This window comes from Limnohabitans planktonicus II-D5, from assembly GCF_001270065.2.
In the GTDB taxonomy this organism is placed as follows: domain Bacteria; phylum Pseudomonadota; class Gammaproteobacteria; order Burkholderiales; family Burkholderiaceae_C; genus Limnohabitans_A; species Limnohabitans_A planktonicus.
In genome coordinates this window covers 1-527 of the sequence record NZ_LFYT02000147.1, presented here as the reverse complement: position 1 = coordinate 527, position 527 = coordinate 1, and the positions used below count along the sequence as shown (strand labels likewise).

Annotated in this window: 1 protein-coding gene; it reads left to right on the top strand. The window is 58.6% G+C overall.

From position 1 onward, the window contains the following. On the top strand, window positions 1-527 hold a 527-nt coding region (locus H663_RS41180; protein WP_205872790.1), incomplete at both ends, for an IS91 family transposase.

Sequence of the window (527 nt, the reverse complement as noted above, 5' to 3'; positions counted from 1 at the left end):
CGCAGCAATAAGGGCGGCGACTACTTGTTCAGCCACAAAGCATTGGCCAAAGTCTTTCGCGCCAAGTTCTTGGCCGCCCTGCGTGAACAAGGTCTGACGCCGCCGGCGAACTTGCCGCAAGTGTGGGTGGTTGATTGCAAGCGTGTGGGCAGTGGTCACAAGGCCATCATCTACTTGGGCCGCTATCTGTACCGGGGCGTCATTCAGGAGAAGGACATCTTGCGCTGCGACGGCAACAACGTCACCTACCGTTGGCGCGACAGCAAAACCAAACGCTTGACCACGCGCACCGTGAGTGGCGCGCAGTTTCTACGCCTGGTGATGCAGCATGTGCTACCCAAGGGCTTTCGAAGGGCGCGCAACTATGGTTTCTTGCATCCGAACAGCAAAAGGCTGATCACCTTGTTGAAGTTGCTGGTGTTCAAGCGCCCAAGTGGCACCGCAACCCCATCAACGACATCTCAGACCACTCCTCGTGCGCAATGGAAGTGCGCGTGCTGCGCCGGTGCCATGAGGGTGCTACGCCG